This is a genomic window from Streptomyces sp. NBC_00829, from assembly GCF_045161795.1.
Lineage (GTDB): Bacteria > Actinomycetota > Actinomycetes > Streptomycetales > Streptomycetaceae > Streptomyces.
This window is the reverse complement of record NZ_CP108867.1, coordinates 4,908,363-4,928,316: the sequence shown is the minus strand read 5'-3', so window position 1 is coordinate 4,928,316 and position 19,954 is coordinate 4,908,363. Positions and strand designations below refer to the sequence as shown.

The 19,954-nt window shown below is 71.1% G+C and carries 17 protein-coding genes; 7 read left to right on the top strand and 10 right to left on the bottom strand.

The window, feature by feature from the left end; all coding sequences use genetic code 11:
• Positions 1-59: 59 nt before the first annotated feature.
• Positions 60-737: a response regulator transcription factor gene (locus OG293_RS21710; protein WP_406000445.1), complete on the bottom strand. Its 678-nt coding sequence runs from the start codon at positions 735-737 to the stop codon at positions 60-62.
• A 465-nt stretch (positions 738-1,202) separates the two neighbouring features.
• Here OG293_RS21710 and OG293_RS21705 point away from each other — a divergent pair, with 465 nt between their 5' ends.
• The gene (locus OG293_RS21705) at positions 1,203-2,720 is read left to right on the top strand and encodes a peptide MFS transporter (RefSeq protein ID WP_406000444.1); all 1,518 of its coding nucleotides are present in this window, start codon (positions 1,203-1,205) and stop codon (positions 2,718-2,720) included.
• A gap of 95 nt (positions 2,721-2,815) precedes the next feature.
• Here OG293_RS21705 and OG293_RS21700 read toward each other — a convergent pair whose 3' ends face one another.
• The 6 genes from OG293_RS21700 to OG293_RS21675 all read right to left on the bottom strand — a co-directional run bounded on the left by OG293_RS21700 (position 2,816) and on the right by OG293_RS21675 (position 8,061).
• On the bottom strand, positions 2,816-4,147 hold the full coding sequence (locus OG293_RS21700; protein ID WP_406003672.1) for a hypothetical protein: 1,332 nt from the start codon (positions 4,145-4,147) through the stop codon (positions 2,816-2,818).
• Between the two features lie 14 nt (positions 4,148-4,161).
• A complete protein-coding gene (locus OG293_RS21695; RefSeq protein WP_406000443.1) occupies positions 4,162-5,232 on the bottom strand; it encodes a neocarzinostatin apoprotein domain-containing protein in 1,071 nt (356 codons plus the stop codon).
• The gene (locus OG293_RS21690; protein WP_406000442.1) at positions 5,229-6,140 is read right to left on the bottom strand and encodes a hypothetical protein; all 912 of its coding nucleotides are present in this window, start codon (positions 6,138-6,140) and stop codon (positions 5,229-5,231) included. Before OG293_RS21690 ends, OG293_RS21695 begins: the two co-directional genes overlap by 4 nt.
• 3 nt (positions 6,141-6,143) lie before the next feature.
• Complete coding sequence (locus OG293_RS21685; protein ID WP_406000441.1) at positions 6,144-6,809, bottom strand: peptidase; 666 nt, start codon at positions 6,807-6,809, stop codon at positions 6,144-6,146.
• A gap of 233 nt (positions 6,810-7,042) precedes the next feature.
• On the bottom strand, positions 7,043-7,525 hold the full coding sequence (locus OG293_RS21680; protein WP_406000440.1) for an ATP-binding protein: 483 nt from the start codon (positions 7,523-7,525) through the stop codon (positions 7,043-7,045).
• Between the two features lie 167 nt (positions 7,526-7,692).
• The gene (locus tag OG293_RS21675) at positions 7,693-8,061 is read right to left on the bottom strand and encodes an STAS domain-containing protein (protein ID WP_406000439.1); all 369 of its coding nucleotides are present in this window, start codon (positions 8,059-8,061) and stop codon (positions 7,693-7,695) included.
• A gap of 316 nt (positions 8,062-8,377) precedes the next feature.
• Here OG293_RS21675 and OG293_RS21670 point away from each other — a divergent pair, with 316 nt between their 5' ends.
• The 6 genes from OG293_RS21670 (at position 8,378) to OG293_RS21645 (ending at position 16,382) form a co-directional block, all read left to right on the top strand.
• Complete coding sequence (locus OG293_RS21670; RefSeq protein WP_406000438.1) at positions 8,378-9,283, top strand: RNA polymerase sigma factor SigF; 906 nt, start codon at positions 8,378-8,380, stop codon at positions 9,281-9,283.
• Between the two features lie 194 nt (positions 9,284-9,477).
• Positions 9,478-10,659, top strand: coding sequence for a DegT/DnrJ/EryC1/StrS family aminotransferase (locus tag OG293_RS21665; protein WP_406003671.1), 1,182 nt, complete (start codon positions 9,478-9,480; stop codon positions 10,657-10,659).
• Positions 10,652-12,880 (top strand): lipopolysaccharide biosynthesis protein, encoded by a 2,229-nt coding sequence (locus OG293_RS21660; protein ID WP_406000437.1) that lies wholly within the window; start codon positions 10,652-10,654, stop codon positions 12,878-12,880. The genes OG293_RS21665 and OG293_RS21660 overlap by 8 nt, the downstream gene beginning before the upstream one ends.
• 90 nt (positions 12,881-12,970) lie before the next feature.
• The gene (locus OG293_RS21655; protein ID WP_406000436.1) at positions 12,971-14,857 is read left to right on the top strand and encodes a glycosyltransferase; all 1,887 of its coding nucleotides are present in this window, start codon (positions 12,971-12,973) and stop codon (positions 14,855-14,857) included.
• Positions 14,854-15,297: a hypothetical protein gene (locus tag OG293_RS21650; RefSeq protein WP_406000435.1), complete on the top strand. Its 444-nt coding sequence runs from the start codon at positions 14,854-14,856 to the stop codon at positions 15,295-15,297. The genes OG293_RS21655 and OG293_RS21650 overlap by 4 nt, the downstream gene beginning before the upstream one ends.
• Before the next feature lie 74 nt (positions 15,298-15,371).
• A complete protein-coding gene (locus tag OG293_RS21645; RefSeq protein ID WP_406000434.1) occupies positions 15,372-16,382 on the top strand; it encodes a glycoside hydrolase family 26 protein in 1,011 nt (336 codons plus the stop codon).
• An 82-nt stretch (positions 16,383-16,464) separates the two neighbouring features.
• Here OG293_RS21645 and OG293_RS21640 read toward each other — a convergent pair whose 3' ends face one another.
• From OG293_RS21640 to OG293_RS21630, 3 genes are all read right to left on the bottom strand, one after another.
• On the bottom strand, positions 16,465-17,262 hold the full coding sequence (locus OG293_RS21640) for a polysaccharide deacetylase family protein (RefSeq protein WP_406000433.1): 798 nt from the start codon (positions 17,260-17,262) through the stop codon (positions 16,465-16,467).
• Positions 17,259-18,620 carry a glycosyltransferase gene (locus OG293_RS21635; protein WP_406000432.1) on the bottom strand — a complete coding sequence of 454 codons (1,362 nt, stop codon included), beginning with the start codon at positions 18,618-18,620 and terminating at the stop codon, positions 17,259-17,261. Before OG293_RS21635 ends, OG293_RS21640 begins: the two co-directional genes overlap by 4 nt.
• 138 nt (positions 18,621-18,758) lie before the next feature.
• Complete coding sequence (locus tag OG293_RS21630; protein ID WP_406000431.1) at positions 18,759-19,820, bottom strand: GNAT family N-acetyltransferase; 1,062 nt, start codon at positions 19,818-19,820, stop codon at positions 18,759-18,761.
• Positions 19,821-19,954: the final 134 nt, after the last annotated feature.

Below are 19,954 nucleotides of genomic sequence, written 5' to 3'. Positions count from 1 at the left end.
CCCGCGAAGCGGCCACCGCGGCCCGCGCCGTGGTGGCCGCTCGCGCCGCTCGCAGCAGGTCAGCTCTTTTCGAAGCGGAAACCCACGCCCCGCACCGTCGCGATGTACCGCGGGTTCGCCGCGTCGTCGCCCAGTTTCTTGCGGAGCCAGGAGATGTGCATGTCCAGCGTCTTCGTCGAGGACCACCACGTCGTGTCCCAGACCTCGCGCATCAACTGGTCCCGGGTGACCACCCGGCCCGCGTCGCGGACCAGGACGCGCAGCAAATCGAACTCTTTCGCCGTGAGTTGCAGTTCCTCGTCGCCCATCCATGCCCGGTGCGACTCCACGTCGATCCGTACGCCGTGGGTCGCCGGCGCCGGTGCCGGTTCCGTCGAGCCGCGGCGCAGGAGCGCGCGGACGCGGGCGAGCAGTTCCGCGAGCCGGAAGGGCTTGGTGACGTAGTCGTCCGCTCCGGCGTCCAGGCCCACCACGGTGTCCACCTCGTCCGCGCGGGCGGTCAGGACCAGGATCGGCACCGTGTGGCCCTCGGCACGGAGCCGTCTCGCCACCTCCAGGCCGTCCATGCCGGGAAGCCCGAGGTCCAGGACGACGAGGTCGACGCCGCCCGCCAGCCCGGCGTCCAGCGCGGTCGGGCCGTCCTCGCGCACCTCGACCTCGTAACCCTCCCGGCGCAGGGCGCGGGCCAGCGGCTCCGAGATGGACGCGTCGTCCTCGGCGAGCAGTACACGGGTCATGAGGTGATGGTAGTCCGCAAGAGGTACACGCCGGTGCGTGATCGACAAGCCCTGCGGGTCAGGGGTGCGATCATGACTATGACCTTCGATTCAAGGCAGCCGGTTCCAGGAACACCTGTGATCCATCTCTCAAGTCCTTCCATATGACGTGGTGTCATGTCGTATGGTGACCAGACGCCTGATGTACATCATGGGGACCTTTGGCCCGTCACACGAGCCAGGGGTCTCCTCTCTGTGCGAGGCCGGGTTGCCGGCCTCGACGACAGTGAACGACCTGCGGGCCGGGCCGTGAGCGCGCCATAGCGCGACGGGCGTGGATCCCGATGCGGGCTGTCCCTCCTCCGATCCACGGAGCGAACCCCTCGGGCGTGGGGTGGGACGGCTCGCTCACCGGTTCCGGCCACCCCCCAACGGGCGCGTACCGCTCACAAAGCACCGCGTCCCGAACAAGCAAGGAACGACCCAATGGCGTCCAGCCTGACGAAGGACTCCGCCGGCTCCGCTGCCGCGAAGACCTTCCTCGGCCACCCCCGCGGCCTGGCCACTCTCTTCATGACCGAGATGTGGGAGCGCTTCAGCTATTACGGCATGCGCGCCCTTCTCGTGCTCTACCTGGTCTCCGGGGGCGCCGACGCGGCGACCGGCAGCCAGGGCGGCGGCCTCGCGATGTCCGCCGCCACGGCGTCGGCCATCTACGCCGTCTATGTCTCGATGGTCTACCTGATGGCCATGCCCGGCGGCTGGTTCGGTGACCGCGTCTGGGGTGCCCGCAAGACGGTCACCATCGCCGCCTTCGTGATCATGGCGGGCCATCTGTCGCTCGCCGCACCGGGTCAGGCGATGTTCTTCGTCGGCCTCGTCCTCGTCGCGGTCGGCTCCGGTCTGCTGAAGGCCAACATCTCCACGATGGTCGGCCACCTCTACGACGGTCCGGACGACCCGCGCCGCGACGGCGGCTTCACGATCTTCTACATGGGCATCAACCTCGGTGCCTTCGTGGCGCCGCTGGTGATCGGCACCGTCGGCGAGAAGCACAACTGGCACTACGGCTTCGCTCTCGCCGCTGTCGGCATGGGCCTGGGTCTCGCCCAGTTCCTGATCGGCACCCGGAACCTGAGCGAGAAGAGCAGCATCGTCCCGAACCCGCTCGACGCCCAGGAGCGCAGGAGCATCCTGGCCAGGACCGCGCTGGTCACCACCCTTGTGGCCGTGTTCTACGGCGCCGTCGTCGCGATGGGCATGTACACCCTGAACTGGGCGCTCGTCCCGCTGACCCTGGCCGGCCTGATCATCCCGGTCGCCGTCCTGGTCCGTATCAAGCTCGACAAGAGCCTGACGAGGACCGAGCAGTCGAAGATGAGCGGCTACATCTGGTTCTTCGTCGCCGCCGCCGTCTTCTGGATGATCTACGACCAGGGTGGCTCCACGCTGTCCCTGTTCGCGGACGCCAAGACCGGCGACACCCTGTTCGGCTTCGACTTCCCGGCCACCTGGTTCCAGTCGCTGAACCCGCTGTTCGTCATGGCGCTCGCGCCGGTCTTCGCCTGGCTGTGGCTGTGGCTGGCCCGCAGGAACCAGGAGCCCAGCACGATCGTGAAGTTCGCGATGGCCCTGGTCCTGGTCGGTGGATCCTTCTTCGTCTTCATCGTTCCGATGGGCATGGCCGGCGACGGCACCAAGGTCAGTCCGATGTGGCTGGTCTCGATCTACATGATCCAGACGATCGCCGAGCTGTGCCTCTCGCCGGTGGGCCTGTCGGTCACCACCAAGATGGCGCCGCAGAAGTACGCGAGCCAGATGATGGGTGTCTGGTTCCTCGCGGTCACCGCCGGTGACTGCTCCACGGGTCTGCTCTCCCTCGCGGGTGTCGACCTCAACGGAACCGGCATCATCGCCATGCAGGCGGCGCTCGCCGCCGTGGCCGGTGTCGCGATCTTCATGTACCGCAGGAAGGTCGAGGAGCAGATGGGCGACGTCCACTGACGTAGCCCGTACACGCTCACGCAGCCCGTACACGCGCCAGGGCCGCCGCACCGGATTCGGTGCGGCGGCCCTTCGCCGTGTCCGGCGCGCGGTGCCTAGCGCGTTCCGCGCAGCCTCCGCCACGGGGTGAACGTGAAGACCGCGCCCCCCAGAAGGATCACTGTGCCCGCGACCAGTGCCAGGGCCCGCAGGGCGCCGTCGTTCTCGGCGCCCGTCTGGGCCAGGCCGCCGTCGGTGCCCGCGGAGCCGCCGCCCGGCGACCCTCCGGACGAGGAGTCACCGCCCGCCGCGCCGCCCGGCTGGGCCGTGGTGTCGAGTTCGAGGGACGCCTGGGCCGTGCCCTTGACCGTGCACGGGATGCTGATCTTCTGGCCGCCGAGGGTGACGTCGATCGTCAGGGTGCCGGGGCTCAGGGTGGACTTGCCGCCGGCGCCCGGCTTGTACGTACCGGTCATGTCGGCGAGGTCGACCGGCTTTCCCTGCTCCAGCGGATCCTTGTTGGCGGGTCCGGTGACGGGGACGGTGCCCTTGTCGGCGCCGCCGACGACGACGGCCATGGACGGCTTGAGCGCGCCGGCGGGGAGCGCTGCCGGGCTGTTCATGACGCCTTTGGCCGTCTTGACGACCAGGTCGTAACTGCCGCCGTTCTTCTTGGCGTTGATCGTCACCTTGGAACTGATGCCGGCCGGCCCCGGGGACTTGCAGGCGAAGGTGACGGCGACCTCCTTGCCGGGGAAGTCGCTCTGCCCGCCCCCGCCGGCGGTCGTGCCGCCGGAGGCGGTGCCCCCGGAGGTCGTCGCGCCGCCGGTGGTGCCCGCGGAGGTCGTACCGCCGTTCGTCGTGGTACCGCCCGATGTCGTCGTACCACCGGACGTCGTCGTACCGCCCGAGTTGCCCGAGCCCTCCGTCACCTTGATCCTTGCCGCGACCGGGACCGTCTCCTTCGGCGAGCACTTGGTGTCCGTCGAGATCGGCTTGGAGACGTTGATGTTGTACGCGCCGGGCGTCAGCGTGATCTCGCCCGCCTTCTCCAGCTTCAGCTTCCCTTTCATGTCGGGCAGCACCATCGGGCTGTTCTTGGGGATCGGCGGATTCTGCCGCGGCCCCTCCATCTTCAGCTCGCCCGAGCCGGCGCCTCCCACCGTGACGGTTCCGGTCGGCTTGACGGTGTCCTTCTCCAGGTCGAGGACGTCCGGGTTCTTGGACGCGGCCTCGACCGTTTTCCAGACCACCTCGACCTCGTCGCCGACCTTGGCCTCGGCCGGCGCGGTGATCTGCACCTTCGTGGTGCCCTGGACGGCCGGCAGGCCCGAGATGGGCGGTGGTATGCACTCCGTCCTGTACGAGACCTCGGCTGCCTGGGCGGGGCTTGCGGCCAGCAGGATCCCCGCGCCGCCGAGCATCAGCGCGACCCCGGCCGCGCTCATCCTCCGTTGCGTGCTCACGAATGTCCCTTCGTCGTGGACCGGTTCTCTGACGGTGCGGAGTCAGGTGTGAACCACGGCAGAGCGGCCGTGGTGGTCGTGGTGCTCTTCGGCGTCGCGGGCGCCCCGGTACGGCGGGAACCGGGGCGGCGGAACGCAGGCAGTCGCAACGCCGGCAGTCGCAGGGCGGCCAGCGGGCCCGTGCGGTGGCGGCCGTTGCCCTGCGGGCGGACCCGGTCGACGACCGCCATGCCGATACGGAACACGGCGGCGGGCACGACGACGGCGAGGAGAATCCAGAAGATCGTGACGCCCCAGGGGCGGCCGACGCCCCACGGCTGTTCGGCCAGGACCTTGGTGCCGTACTTCACCGAGATCCCGTAGTCGCCGTGTGCCCCGGCGGACAGCTGGACGGGCAGCTTCACCAGCACCTTCCCGCCGGGGGCGATGGTGCCGCGCCACTGCCGCTCCTCCCACTGCGGGGCGAAGACGCCGTGTGCGGTGCCGATCTCGAAGACGGGGTCCTTCACGGGCTCGGCGCCGAGGTTGCCGACGGTGAATTCGAGCCTGCGGGAAGCGGGAGCGCCGAAGAAGACGAGGATGCCGGAGTCGCCTTCGAGCCTGGTGGCGGCGAGCACGGCGAGTCTTCCGCCGCCGGCGGGCCGCGGCAGGGGCGCGACGGGGTGCCCTGCGACGACGAACGGGGCGTCCACGGCGGTCTGTTCACCGGTCACGGTCGCCACATGCACGACACAGGGGCAGGGCTTCGGCGGTTCGGCGACCGGCATCCTCTTGCTGAAGGAGCCCTGGGCGTCGGTGGTGACGGCACGGCCGTCGGCGTTGGCGCAGGCGTTGGTGCCGCCGATCACGCCCTTGCCGGGCGCGGCCTGCCCGCAGACGAGCAGCATCAGGAGCGCGCCGGGCCGCCATCCGCTGCCGCTGACGGTGATGTCGCCGCCCCTGCCCGCCTGGGTTCGGGAGAGCTTGACGTCGGGTCGCGTATAGGCGGCGGCGCCGTGGAGCGGCAGAAGTACGAGCCCGAGCGCCGCCAGAAGCGCCGCCACTTTCCGTCCGGCCTTGGCCCTCACGTGGCTGCTCCCGTCAACTCGCGCCTGCTGTCCGCCTGTTCGTCGTCATGGCCGCGTTCCGGCTGCCCGCGTGATGTGCGGCGTACGAACCGCACCGCCCCGGCCGCGGCCACGAGCAGTCCGGCTCCCGCTCCCGCCGCCCTCCCCCAGGGCACGAAGCGCGCCGGGGCCGACGCGGTGGCCCGGGCCGCTCCCGGGGCAGTGGCCTCGATATGGACCGTCACCGCGTCGAAGGCGGGACGGTCCGGCCACTTCTCGGTGAGCGTGATCCGCTGGGCCGGGAGCAGTTCCACCGGGAGCGTGCGGGGCGCACGGCGCATCACCTCGCCGAAGAGGCCGTCGGCCCGGATCGTCAGGCGTGGGCTCAGGGCCGTGTTGCCCCGGTTGACGAGGGTGTAGTGGATGGCTCCGTCCGCGACGTCCACGTCCTCGACCGTGAAGGCGGCCAGCGTGGGGCCGCTGACGCGCAGATGGATCCGTACACCCGCCTCCCGCCCGCCGGATCGAGCCATGATCGCGCCGGGGTGTTCGCCGGGCAGCGCGGCTGTGGGGACGGTGACCGAGAAGGGGATCTCGGCGCGGGTGCGCGGGGGGACGGTCACCTCTGTGGAGGCGAGGGTGATCCAGGTGCCCGCGCCCTTGGACCGGCGCGCGCCGCGGACGGCGAGCGCGCCGGTCGTCGTGTTGTAGGCGTCGGCCGGGCGCAGCCGGACGGTGAGCGGCTCGGCGCCGGGGTTCGTCACGGAGAGCGTGTCCTCCAGGACTGTGCCGGGCAGGCCCTCCAGATAGACGTACGGCCTCCGGCCGCCGGGCTCCGCCGTCCAGATCTCCTGCGCCCGTGCGGACGGGACGCACAGCGCGTACACCAGCACGGCCACGACGGCGGCGAACAGTGGGGGCGTGCGCACGGGTCAGCTCGCGGTCCGCCGGCCGCGCCTGGTCAGCCAGAGCACCCCGGCTGCCCCGGAGAGCAGCACGGTGCCGCCGAGGGTGCCGAGCGCGAGTGCGGAGTCGAGCGGGCCGGTCCTGGGCAGTTCGCCGCCGCCGGACGGTGTGGGCTGGGAGCCCGTCGCGCCGGTGACATCGAGTTCGAGGGACGGCTTCGGGTTGTTCTTGGGGGTGCAGGTCGTCGTTGTACCGAGCGCCTTGATCGTCAGGACGCCCGCGGTGAAGGTGACCTTGCCGTTCTTCCTGGGGGTGTACGTACCCGACAAGTCACTGATCTTGATGGGGGTGTTGGCGGGTATCGCCGCCGCGTTCGCCGGTCCGGTGACCGCGACCGTGCCCTCGCCCGTGCCTCCGAGCTTGATCAGCGCGCTTGGCTTCATCGCGCCCTTGCCGAGCTCCACCGGGCTGGACGAGACTCCCTTCTGGAAGGACATCGTGAGCTGGTAGCCGCTGCCGCTCTTGACGGCCTTGATGTCGATCGGTGACACCGCGCCCTTGGGTCCGATCGGTGTCTGGCACTGGTAGTCGACGTCCACCACGTCGGCATGGGCGACAGGGGCGGCCATCAGCACCACCGAGCCCGCCACCGCTGCTGCCAGCGCGAGAGCTGTCCGCTTCTGGTACGACACCTTGAGTTCCCCTCATGCCGGAAGTTGCTGCCGGAAGACGACCCGAAGCCGCCGAAGTTACTGACGGCACATCAGATCGGGCGCTCAAGGTACGCCGGGGACCTTGGGGAGGGAAGACAAAGAGCACGCCGTATTGACGTGCTCCACAAGAGATTCAAAACCTGCCGTACCCAGGCGCGAAGGCCCTGGGGCCTCTCGTTTGGATCCTGCCGGGCTCGATCCGACGAAGGACCCTAGGGTGCCGCGAGCTCCGCCCATACGGTCTTGCCGGACGCGCCGGGGATCCGCAGAACCCCCCAGTCCAGACAGAGCCTCTGGACGATGAACATGCCGTGCCCGCCGGGACGTCCGGCCCGGTGCGGGGTGCGTGGCGCGGGCTGTCCCGTGCCCCGGTCGGTGACCTCCAGGCGCAGCACTTTGCCGTCGCAGCCGACCCTCAGTTCCTCGGGGCCCTCCGCGTGCAGACAGGCGTTGGTGACCAGCTCGGAGACGACCAGGAGCACGTCCTCGGCGGCGGCCCGCCGGTCGGCCGTGGCGGCAGGCAGCCAGCCCCAGTCGTACAGCGCCTGGCGGGTGAAGTCGCGGGCGAGCGGCACGATGCCGCTGGCGCTGCCCAGGGCAAGCGAGCGGACGACGCCGCGCGCTCCGGAGGAGTCGGCGGCGACATTCCGCTCGGGGCCGAGGTCGCCCGGCGGCTGCTGCCGGGTGGTGCTCATCAGCGCTTCACCTCACCGATTCACCGGTTCGCCATTACTTCGGTACTCACAGTGCTGAGCTGTCAACGATCTGCCGGGGTTCTCCTGCCCTGCCGAATCGTGACAACACCCACTGCACCGTCACGGTGTGCGTGACAGGGACAACAGGGGTGGGCCGATCAGGTCGATCAGCCGGAAAGGGCCTGTTCAAGGGAGTCGTGCACGGTGAAGACCGCCTCGGCTCCCGTGATCTCGAAAACCCTCGCCACCACGGGCAGCATTCCGGCCAGATGGACCGCTCCCCCGGCCGCTTCCGCCTTCAGCCTGGCACCGAGCAGCACGTTGAGTCCGGTGGAATCGCAGAATTCCAGCTGTGAGCAGTCGATGACGAGCCGTGTACGGCCCTGTTCGAGTGCGTCGTCCAAGGGTGCGCGCAGCAGCTCGGCGGTGTGGTGATCCAACTCACCCACCGGTTTGACCACCTCGCTGCGGCCCTCGGTCCGAGCCTCGACCTGAAGTCGGCCCCGATTTGCGCTGCCGACCGTCGCGCGGTCCATGCCCGTCCCTCTTCGCCGTGTCGTTCGCCGCCTCATCACCGCGCAATCGCGTGATGTCCACCGCATCGTCCACTGTGCCGCCGTGCATGCACAACACCGTCGAAGACGGCGCTGACTCCGGTCGAACAGTACGCCTTCCGTACGCCGAGGGGCCAGCCGACCTATACCCCAGAAGGTACAAAAGGAATATATGACACTTGCAACCGTCCGCCCCTAGCAGGTAGGGCTAGTAGGGACACACCCGACGACGGCCGGCTTCGGAGGCGCCGCTCACCGCAGCACATGTATGGGCATCGGCAGCCATATGCCGAGAACGATGGAGGAGACCATGTCACCCCGGCTCGACGAAACGCGTACCCCCACCGCGCAGTCGGCACTCCCCGGCCCCGCGACGGATCCGTCCGCGGGCCCGGACCGCCCCGAAGGCCTCCCGGCGATCCCGCCCTTCGACCAGGTCGGGCCGCTGGACGCACGAGCCCTGTCGAAGACGCTTTTCGCGCGGCTCGAATCCCTCGAAGAGGGCACGCACGAGTACGCGTACGTGCGCAACACGCTCGTCGAACTCAACCTGGCGCTCGTGAAGTTCGCCGCCTCCCGCTTCCGCTCCCGCAGCGAGCCGATGGAGGACATCATCCAGGTCGGCACCATCGGCCTGATCAAGGCGATCGACCGTTTCGAGCTCAGCCGTGGCGTGGAGTTCCCGACCTTCGCGATGCCGACCATCATCGGCGAGATCAAGCGCTTCTTCCGCGACACGTCCTGGTCGGTACGGGTTCCGCGCCGGCTCCAGGAGCTGCGCATCGACCTCGCGAAGGCGACCGACGAGCTCGCCCAGCGGCTCGACCGCGCCCCCACCATGAACGAGCTGGCCGAGCGGCTCGGCCTGTCCCGCGACGAGGTCGCCGAGGGCATGGCGGCGAGCAACGCCTACACCGCGAGCTCGCTGGACGCCCAGCACGAGGAAGACGACGGCGAGGGCGCGCTGGCCGACCGGATCGGCTACGAGGACGACGGCCTCGAAGGCATCGAGTACATCGAGTCGCTCAAGCCGCTGATCGCAAGCCTTCCGCCACGGGATCGTAAAATCCTCTCCCTTCGTTTCGTCGCCAACATGACCCAGTCGGAGATCGGCGAGGAGCTCGGCATCTCGCAGATGCACGTGTCCCGGCTGCTGTCCCGCACCCTGGTCAGCCTCAGGAAGGCCCTGACCGTCGAGGAGTAGCCGCACCCGGCAGCGGGACGCGCCGCGCAGCCCCCGTCCGTGACTTGGAAGGGCCCGTTCCATCAAGGAACGGGCCCTTCCCCGTTATTGACGGGGCAGTCCCGATTGGTCCACATTGAGCGCGGGGCAAGTGGGGGGACAACATGGCTCTTGGGGAGGGCTGTCCTACGGCGTTCGCACCACTGGAAGCGCTGATGCGCCGCCGCCTGGGCAGGGAATGTCTGTATGTGCCGTCATGCCGTCTGGGGCTCTATGTGGCGCTGCGCCACTGGTGCCCGCCCGGTGGGCGGGTGCTCATGTCGCCGGTCAACGACGACGTCATCTTCTTTGTGCTGCTCGCCGCCGGACTGCGTCCCGTCCAGGCGCCGCTGAGGGCCGAGGACGGCACCCTCGACATGGCGGCCGTGCCCGAGTCCCTCTGGCGCGGGCTGTCCGCCGTGCTCACCACCAATCTCTACGGCACTCCCGATCCGGCCCCCGAACTGCGCGCCCGCTGCGACGGCCTGGGCATCCCGCTGATCGAGGACGCCGCGCACGCCATCGGCAGCCAGGTGGCGGGGCGGCCGGTGGGGAGCTTCGGCGACGCGTCCGTCTTCAGCCTCTCCAAGCACACCGGCGCCAAGACCGGCGGGTTCCTCTCCGTCGCCGACCCCGGCCTGCGGGCCGGACTGGAGCGGGCACGGGACGAACTCCTGTGGCCCGCGCGGCTGTCGGCGGAGCTGGCCTACGCCCTGCGGCCGTACGCCGAGGCGGGCGTGCGCGGACTGCGGCTCATCGGGGCGGCCCGCGCCGCCCTGCGGCTGCTCGGCCTGGAGGAGCGCGAGGACATCCGCATGGAGCTGCGGCCCGGTGAGCTCAAGCAGGCGATGTCCGCGGCCCCCGCGCTCGCGGACTTCCACTCCTGGATACGGGTGGACATGCACGACTACCGGCTCAGACCGGGCGGGCTGCGGCTGCGGCGCACCGAGCGGCTGCTGACCCGCCTCGATCACCGGCTGGCCGGCCACCTGGAGGGCGTCCGGCGGCTGTCCGCCACCCGGTGGGCGCTGCCCCGGCCCGGCCCCGCGCAGCCGCTGTTCCGGGTACCGCTGCTGGTGGAGGACCGCGACGCGGCCATCGCCGCGCTCGCCCGGCGCCGTATCGGCGTCGGCTATCTCTACGACCCGCCCCTCGACGTGTACGCGGGCGACGTCTTCACCGATCCGTCGCCCGCGCCGGAGCCGGCCGCCTGGTTCGCCCGGCACGCGCTGCCCGTAGACCCGTTCAAGGCCGAGACCGCCATATCCGTCCTCACCGAACTGGGCGCCCGGCCCGCCAGGCCGCCCTCGGCGGCCTGGGACGCGGTGCCGCCCGCGTGGGGCGAGCACGGTGTCTGACACCACCCGGCTGCGCAGGCCCGCGGACTCCGCGCCCCCGCCCGAGCCGCCCGCCCCGGACGTGACCGGGGCGGACGCGGCGGCGGGCGCGGAGGCCAGCGGCGACTCGATGTTCCGCAACGCCTACGCGCTGATGCTCTCCACCGGCGTCTCCGCCGCGCTCGGCCTCGGCTTCTGGCTGGTGGCCGCCCGCTACTACACCGAGGACGCCGTCGGCGAGGGCTCGGCCGCCATCGCCGCCATGCGGCTGCTGGCCTCCCTCACCGCGACCACCATGATCGGCGCGGTGGTGCGGTACGTACCGCGGGCAGGGCGGGCCACCGGACCGCTGGTCTGGCGGGCCTATGCCGCCAGCTCGCTCGTGGTCTGCCTCGCCTCGGTGGGCTTTCTGTTCACGCTCGACCTGTGGGGTCCCTCGTACGCGCCACTCGGCGGGCTCGGGCCCGGCCTGCTGTTCATCGCCTCCTGCGTGGCCTGGGCGCTGCTGACCCTGCAGGACGGGGTGCTGACCGGCCTGCGCAAGGCCATATGGGTGCCGGTCGGCAACGCCGCCTTCTCCATCGGCAAACTGCTGCTGCTCGCCGCCTTCGCCACCGCCCTGCCGGTGCTGGGCATCTTCGTCTCCTGGGCCGCGGCCATAGCCCTGTCGGTGCTCCCGCTCGGCTGGCTGATCTTCCGCAGGCTCATCCCCCGGCAGGCCGCCGCCGACCGTGACCGCGAGCCGCCGCCGCTGCGCGAGATCGGCCGCTTCCTCGCAGGTGACTCGGTCGGCTCGCTGTTCTCGCTGGCGATGATCAATCTGCTGCCGGTGATGGTCGCGGTCCGCTTCGACGCCACCCACAACGGCTTCTTCTACATCGCGTACACCGTCGGCGGAACGATGGAGTTCATGGCCATCAACATGGCCTCCTCGCTGACCGCCCACGCCTCCCACAGCCCGGAGACACTGGCCGCCGGAGTGCGCGGCGCGCTGCGCCAGATGACCGTGCTGCTGGTGCCCGTCGTGCTGTTCCTGGTCGTCCTCGCCCCCCAGATCCTCGCCCCCTTCGGCGACGCCTACGCCGAGCACGGCACCACCGTGCTGCGGCTGCTGGCCGCCGCCGCGCTGCCGCGGGTCGTCGTCGAGCTGTACATCGGGGTCCTGCGCGTCCAGGGGCGTACGGGCATGCTCGCCGCACTCCAGGGCACGATGTGCGCCCTCGTGCTGGGCAGCGCCGCGCTCCTGCTCGGCCCGACCGGGATCTCCGGCGCGGGCTGGGCGGTGCTGCTGTCGATGACGCTGATGGCGGCGGTGTCCGCCCCCGGGCTGCGTGCCGCGCTGTCGGGCCGCGAGCCCCGGCCGGCGTTGCTGAGCCGGCTGGTGCGCCGCCGCGGCCCCCGGGAGGAGGAGTACGGCACGACCTGGGCGCGCCGGGCCGCCGAGCGCCGCGCGGAGGCGGCGGAGGAGTACGCCAAGGAGCACGGCAAGGACTGGGCCCAGCAGACCGCGTATCTGCGGGGTGTCCACGACGACACGGCCACGCCCGCCTTCGGCTTCCCGGTCTACCTGCAGCATCCGGCGGCCCGCGCGGACGAGGAGTCCGGACGTGCGGGCGGGGAGCCGGTGTCCGTTCCGGGCGAGGGACGGCTGGCCGGGGCACTCTGGCTGGTCCTCGGGCTCGCGGCCGTGCTGTTCTGGGTGCCGCTCCTGCGGGCCCCGGACATCACCATGGACCAGCTCTCCGGCACCCAGCTGCTCAGGGCGCTGCCACCGGTCACCCTCACCGCCGGGGTGCTGCTGATCGTCGTCCACAGCGCGGCCGTCTCGCTGCTCCGGCCGCGCCCGGCGCTGCTCGGCGCGGGCATGCTGGTCACCTTCGCGGCCCTGCACACGGCGCCCGCGGTCCTCGGCTGGGAACCGGAGCCGGTGGAGGGCGCGTGGTACGAGACGCTGGCCCGCTTCCTCGCGTCGGCGGCCGGCCTCGACGGCCCGGAGCCGCTGCTGCGCTGGCTGCCGACCCTCTGCCAACTGTTCGCCCTGGTGGCGGTGCTGGCGATCGGGCGGGCGGTCGGACTGCCGGTCGCGGCACAGTGGGGGGCGCTGTGGCTGCTCGCGGTCTGCGGCTGGGCCCTGCAGAGATCTCTCGCTCCCGTCGCGCTCCCGCTCCAACTGCTCCTCACCTGCGCGGCACTGGCACTCATCTGGATACGCGCGGCGCGTTCGGCGCCGGCACGGAACTGAACCACCGGGGGGACAAGCGTGCACCAGCCAGCCACCGAAGCCGGGAGACCTGCGGCCACCCCCCAGCAGCGGGCCACGAGTGACTCAGCCATGGATCTCGCCGATCTGCCCACCGCCGACCACACGCGCTGGTCGCTGCCGCTGCGGCTCGCCGCCCCGCTGGCCGTCGCCATGGCCCTGTGGGTGTACACCGTGTCCGCCACCGACACCTCGCACCTCGGCGACTTCGGGCTCGTCGGGGCGCTGCCCGCGGTCTTCTGGGTCGCGCTCGCTTCGCTGACCGCGGGTTTCTGGGTCTGTGTTCGCGATCCGCTGCGCGCCAACGGCTGGGCGCTGGCGTACACCGTGGGACTGATCGTCATCGAGCGCGCCACCCAGGCGCTCGTCTACCCCACCCCGCTGTACTCCTGGGCGTGGAAGCACGACGCCGTCATCGAGCATCTGCTCACCGCGGGCGGCCTCGAACGCGGCGATCAGCTCGGCGACATGGCGGTGTACGACCAGTGGCCCGGGTTCTTCGCCGCGCAGGCCGCTCTGGTGAAGCTCACCGGCGTCGAGAACGCCGCGATGTACATGGCCTGGTGGCCGCTGGTCTCCAGTCTGATGCTGCTCGCGCCGCTGCTGCTGATCTACCGCACGTTCACCCAGGACCGGCGTCTCATCTGGACCGCGGTCTGGCTCTTCCAGGTCGCCAACTGGGTGGGCCAGGACTACTTCTCGCCTCAGTCGCTCGCCCTCGCGCTCTGTCTCGGCGTCATCGCGGTCGTCCTGCGCCGTGGCGAGCGGCCGGGCCGCGGCCGCAGAGGCAGGCAGGCGGTGTGGACCGCGCTGCTCGTCCCGCTGATCACGGCCATCGTCATCTCCCACCAGCTCACCCCGGTGATGCTGGTGGCCGGTCTCGGCGTTCTGCTGGTGACCCGGCGCTACCGCGACTGGACGCTGCTGATCACGTTGCTGCTGGTCTTTCTCGCCTGGAACCTCACCGCGTCGCTGCCGTTCCTGCGGGAGGCGGTGCCGGAGATGGTGGACTCCTTCGGCGATGTCGGCCACAACCTGGAGACGGGGTACGGCTCCACGCCGACCGGCACCGGGCCCGTGATCGTCTCCTGGGTCTCGCGGCTGCTCTCCGCCTCCGTGCTGCTGCTCGCGCTGACCGGGGTGCTGCGCCGGCGGGTGCTGCGCCACCGTGCCCGGCCGCTGCTGCTGCTGGGCGCGGTCCCGCTGCTGATGCTGGTCGCCAACGACTACGGCAGCGAAATGATCTTCCGGGTGCTGCTGTTCATGCTGCCCGGCGCGTGCTTCTTCGCGGCTGCCGCGCTGCTGCCCGATGTACGGCCGCTGGCCTCCGAGCCCGGCGGACACGGAGCGCCGCGGTCCGTGAGCGGCCTGCGCGCGGTACTTCCCGGGGTGGCTCTGCTCGCGCTCACGGCGGCGTTCGTACCGAGCTATTCGGGCAAGGACCGGCTCAGTTACTTCCCGCCGCAGGAGGTCGCGCTGGTCCGGCAGGTATTCGACCGTGCGCCCGAGGGCTCTCTTGTCGTTGCCGCCCATCGCAATTACCCGCTCGCATACGCTTCGTACTGGAATGTGCGGCACTACTGGTTCCTCGACGACGCGAAGAGTCATGTCGAGGACATCCTGAAGGACCCGGCCACGACGCTGGCCCGGGACATGGCCTCGGTGGAACCGCCCGGCCGGGCGTACTTCCTGCTCACCCAGGGGCAGATCGCCAACTCCGAGATGAACGGCATGCTCACCGGCGAACAGCTGCGGAGCATCGAGAGCTCCGTCGCCGCCTCACCGCTCTTCCAGCAGGTCGGCCGCAACAGCGCAGGCGTCGTCTACGAGCTGAGGCCCACGGACGGCACGGACAGCACGGAAGGCACGGAAGGCACAGACGGCACAGACGGCACAGACGGCACGGACAGCTCCGACAAGACGGCCGGTCCCGGCAGTTCCGCGAGGAGGACCCCATGAGACCCCAGTCGCTCGCCCTCCGGCTGCTGCCGCCCTTCGCGGGCTGGTGCGCCATCGGCGCCACCGCGCTGGCCGCCGGATCGCCGCTGCGGGCCGCGCCCGTCGCCGTGTTCCTGCTGGCCGGTCCCGGCGCCGCCGTCCTGCGTGTCTGCGGCCCCGCCCTCGGACGCCGCCGGGCCGTGGGCCCGGTCGAGAGCTGGGACCCCGACTTCGCACGCGACTCCGACCGCCTCGAACAGCTCGTCCTGACCGGCCTTCTGAGCGTCAGCGCGACGATCATCTGCGCCACCGCGCTGATGGCCGCGCACGTGTTCAGCGGCCTGCGGGTCCTTGTGCTGCTCACCCTTGTGACGATGCTCGCCGCCTGCTGTCCGCAGCTGCCCGGCCGGACACCGACCGCGCGCGCGTCCTCGCCGCCACAGAAAGGTTCAGCTCTGTGAGGTTTCCCCGACGCCCCCTTCCGTGGGCGCCAGGCATCCATCGCGGGCCGCACGACCGGCGGCGGCTGTGGGCCGTGTCCACCGCCGTGGTCGGCGTGCTGCTCGTGGGATTACTCGCCCTCACGGAGTCGTCCGGCTCGGACGGCTCCAACCCCTCGGCGCACAGCCCGGAATGCCGCCCGACCAAGCTGCTCGTGCCCCGCTGCGGGGCCTGGTTCGGCGCGTACGTACGGCACAACAAACCCGACCTCGAACAGAAGGTCCTCGCCTACGAGCAGCGCATCGGACGCACGCTGGACATCGTGTACGCCTACCACGACATGTCGCTCGGCAGCCAGGAAGGACAGCTGCTGACCGATCAGGAGCAGCGCGTCGGCAAGGACCGGATGCTGCTGCTGTCCTGGGAGAGCAAGTGGTGGAACGGCACCCCCGCCCAGCAGCCGAGCTGGAAGCGGATCGCCGAGGGGGCACTCGACCGCGGCGTGATCGACGTCCAGGCGCGGCGGATCAAGGCGTACGGCAAGCCGCTCTTCCTCTCCTTCGACCTGGAGATGGACACCCGCACCCCCGCCAACGGCACACCCGCCGAGTACGTCGCCGCCTACCGGCACATCCACGAGCGGTTCCGTGAGCTGGGGGTCACCAACGCGGTGTGGACCTGGATCATCACCGGCTACACCGGCCACAGCGAACTGTTCACCCAGCTCTATCCGGGCGACGCGTACGTCGACTGGATCGGCTACAACCAGTACAACTACTACCGCTGCCACAAGGCGCGGTGGCAGAGCTTCGAGCAGACGCAGACGGCCTCGCACGACTGGATCCGCGAGCACCTCTCCAAGGACAAGCCGCTGATGCTCTCGGAGTTCGGCACGGCGGACGACCCGTCGGAGCCCGAAGCGCAGGCGCAGTGGTACGCCCAGGTGCCGCGCGTGATGAAGGAACTGGACGGGGTGAGGGCCGCGCTGCAGTGGAACTACCGCGACTCCGGGCCCGGTTGCGATCTCTCCCTGGCCAGGGACGCGTCCTGGAAGAGCCTGAGGAAGGCCGTGTCCGACCCGTACTTCCACCAGGTCAGGCCATGACCGTACGGACTGGGGTCCTTCGTCGGGATCAGAGCCGGCAAGATCCAGACGAGAGGCCCTGGGGGCGGGGTCCTGCCACCCGTCAGCCCGCGAAGACCGGACCCTTGACGGCCGCGCGGGCGCGCCGGTAGAGCCGCCACCCGATCGTGGGAAGCGAGTCGGGGAAGGGCGCGACCGGCGCTCCCCGCCCGTCCATCCACGCCTCGATGTCCGCCACCGTGTGGCCGCGGCGGAGGATGAGGCGGGCGATGCGGTAGGCCTCGTCGGTCTCCGAGCTCAGGGCGTGCCGCACGGCGACCGCCGAGGCGTAACCCGCCGCGAGGGCGGCACTGCGGACGGCCCGGCTGTTGTAGCCGTGCGGGTAGGCCAGATGCGCCACCTCATGGCCGAGCACATCCTCCAGAACGGCCTTGGGCTCGCGCAGTTCACGCCGGAGTGCCTCGGACGGCAGCGTGTCCAGCTGCGGATGCGTCACGGTGTGCGCGCCGACCTCCATGCCGTACTGCTCCAGGAGCGGCGCCTGGGAGAGCGACATCATCGGCGCGGGCGGCAGCAGACTGCGCCGGCCCGGTGTGATGGCGCCGGTGGTGAGGTACGCGGTGGCGGGCAGGGCGCGCGCGGCCAGCGCCTCGGCGGTGGGGCCCGGCAGATCGGCGAAACCGTCGTCGAAGGTGAGGACGACGGGCCGGTCCGGCAGCGGGGACGCGCCCGCGAGGTGACCGGCGAGCGCGCTGATCCCGACCGGGGTACGGCCGCTGTCCACGATCGCGTCCAGCTGGGCGCCGAAGTCCTTCGGGGTGACGGTGAATTCGGCGATCCAGTCGGGCGGGTCCTCCATCACGGCGTGGTAGAGCAGGACCGGGATCCGGGGTGCCGTCATCCGGCCCTCCAGGAACGCCGCGGCCGGTCCCAGGGGAGCGGTACGCCCCGCACCCGCCGCCGTGCCTTCGCGTATCCGAACGGCCCGGCCAGCATGCCCCGGCGCTCAAGGCGCGACAGCCTGCGCGGCCAGGGATAGTCCTGGGCGCCGTGCTCCCCTGGCACGGCGGCTCCGGCGGCCTCCCGGTGCGCGGTGATCGTGCGGGCGTGCGCCAGGCCGCGGGGCAGCCTCCGCAGCAGCGAGGGCAGCAGCGAGGGGCGACGCACGAGCAGGGCGGTGAGACAGGCGGTGAGACCGGCGCCGTAGCCGTACGCCTGGTTCTCAAGGTCCTGCCAGGTCTCGCGGTGGTGGTGCCAGACGAGCGCGTCGGGGGTGTACCGCAGCCGGTGTCCGGCGGCGAGGACGCTGACGAAGGCGTACAGGTCGTCGCCGCCTCTGGCGGGGGTCCCGGTGCCGGTGGCGGGGTCGAAGCCGCCGAGGGCCCTGAGTGCGTCGGCCCGGAAGGCCATGTTGGCGCCGGAGCCGAAGCTGCCTGCGGTGAACGGGAAGAGGGGCTGGTCGGCGGGCGGGCGCGCCGGGTCGTACTCACGCGGCTCGAAGCCCTTGGCGAAGCCGCCGTGGCTCTCCAGGAGGATCTGCGCCGGTGTCCGCAGCCTGGCGGGCAGGATCAGACCGGTCGCGCAGCCGAGGCCCGGGTCGGCGGCGAAGGGGGCGCTCAGCGCGGTGAGCCAGTGCGGATCGGCGATGACGTCGTCGTCGGTGAAGGCGATGACCGAACCGTCGGCTACGGCGATCCCCCGGTTGTGGGCGATCGCGAGCCCGGGCACCGACTCGCGCACATACCGCACGCACTCGCCGTACTTGCGCTCGACAAGGTCCTGGGTGGCGCTCGTGGCGGGCGCGTTGTCGACGACGACGACCTCGAAGTCCGGGTGGTCCTGGACGAGGAGCGAGTCCAGCGCCCGGGCGAGCTGGTCGGCGCGCTCCCGGGTGGCGACGACGACGCTCGTCCGGGGCAGATCGCCCGGAGGCGGCGGGGCGGGCGGCTCACGGCCCGCGAGCTTCGCGCGTGCGGTGGCCGCCACGGAGTCGGCCGGGTCCTTGCCGGGCGGGATGCGGCAGACGACGGTGGCGACGGGCCGGCCGCGCAGCCGCACGAGTGTGTAGACGTCGCCGCCTCGGACGGGAGGGCCACCGGGCAGGGCCGGGCCGAAGCTCAGGACGGCGCCGTCGGGCCCTTCGAGGTCCAGCTCGGTGACCTTGAGCTCGGCGAGGCGTGGTCCGTTCGGTGCGTCGGCGGGCTGCGGTGCGCTTCCGGCCTGGTGCGAAGTGCCTGATCTGCGCGGTGTGCTGTCCATGGCTGCGTCCTCCTCGCGGCTCGGTTCTCCTCCGGGGCGCCGGGGGTGTCCGGCGACCCGACAGATGCGCGCCCCTTCGCTCCACTCGCCGCGCTCTCCCCCGCCTGTCTTCGTACTGTAGGTGGCTTCGGAGTCTGGTCAGTGACCTCGGAGCCTGCCTACCTGTTTCAGCGTCCGCTGCGCGAATCCGGCCAGCCGTGGCCGGTTGCGTACGAAGCGGTGGGCATGGCGCGAGGGCTCGCGGCGCAGCCGGTACAGGACCGCTCCGAGGCCCGGCCGGACCGCCGCGCCCTCGAAGACCCGCAGCTCCCCGGTCTTGAGCGAGTCCTTGTACTCCGATGCCCCGCGCCCGAGGTCGAGCAGCCCGATGCCGTCCGCGGCGGCGGCCTCGGCCATCCGCAGGTGGAGGATCAGACCCGGCGAATACTTGGCGAACTCCGGGTCGTACGCCGGAAACCAGCAGGACAGCACCGTGCGTGAGCGCAGCCCGAAGTGCGCGGCGACCGGACGGTCGGCGACGTACAGCACGGACAGGACGCCTGAGCAGCCTGAGGTGCGCGTCTCGTGGAGCTGCCGGACCAGGGTGTTGATCCACTCCTTGGCGAAGCGGTCCCTGCGGCCGGTCCTGCGGTACTGCGCGGACTTCCACTCCATGAGCGTGCGCAGCGCGGCCGGGTCGCGTTCGTCGAAGACGAAGCGCAGCTCCCCCGCCTGCCGTCCGAGCCTGCGCTCCTTGGCCAGCGTCGTCCTGAGGAACTTGGGCGACTGGGCGCGCAGCACCTGTTCGTACGCGGCGTATCCGGCGCCGACGTCGATGACGGGAGAGGCGAACTCCTCCGCGGAGGCCGGCCGGAACAGCTGCTGGCCCGCTTCCAGGTTGTCGAACTCCCACGTGGACAGGCCGCAGGCGCGCAGCAGTTCGCGGGGGGCCATCGCCGGCCCGGGGCGCAGGATCGCGCCCTGGGCGTCGGAGACCCCCAGGCCGACGGCCCGGCCGAGGCCGAGCGGTCCGCGCTCGAACGGGAAGAAGCCGGCCATCTCGCCGTCCTCCCACAGGACCGCCACCCTGGCGGCGGGCCGCACGCGGCCGACGGCCCGGGTGAACTCGGGCTCCATGAAGGGATTGGCCGGCGCGTCGCTCTTGTCGCGCAGCCCACGCCACGCCTCGATCTCCGTCTCGCCCAGTTCATCCGGTTTCATCACACGAATGCGGACACCACTGCGTGCATCGCTCAACTCGACCCCCGGTCCCGCCCCATGAGCGTGTCCCCGAGTAGGACGGTACCGACCGAAATCGCCACAGGATAGGGATCGTCACCCTTCTTGTGACGGAT